Below are 293 nucleotides of genomic sequence, written 5' to 3' on the forward strand. Positions count from 1 at the left end.
CGCGAGCGTTGCATCGAGGATGGCGTTCCTGACGTCTTCCTTTTTGACCTGTGCCATGGGTTCCGTGTGGTTCGTTGCCGGCGGTGGAGGCAATGCAGAAGCCCATCCGCCGTGTAAGGAGGAATCTACACCAATGAATCCGGTTATAGATACCGCCGAAAAAATGATCGTGAATCACTATTGACGCCAAAACGCGTCAAACCTATAAATAACGATCATAAGTCACTTTTGAATGCCCCGCAATTTCGCGGCCCCTATGTCTGGCGCCGCAGCGTTTCGGGGCCTTATCCCCA

Annotated in this window: 1 protein-coding gene; it reads left to right on the top strand. The window is 52.9% G+C overall.

Annotation, left to right across the window (positions count from 1 at the left end; all coding sequences use genetic code 11):
• On the top strand, nucleotides 1-184 hold a 184-nt coding region (locus U5775_RS39225), incomplete at its 5' end, for a hypothetical protein (RefSeq protein ID WP_322063476.1).
• Nucleotides 185-293: the final 109 nt, after the last annotated feature.

It is taken from the genome of Paraburkholderia sp. J63, assembly GCF_905220245.1.
In the GTDB taxonomy this organism is placed as follows: domain Bacteria; phylum Pseudomonadota; class Gammaproteobacteria; order Burkholderiales; family Burkholderiaceae; genus Paraburkholderia.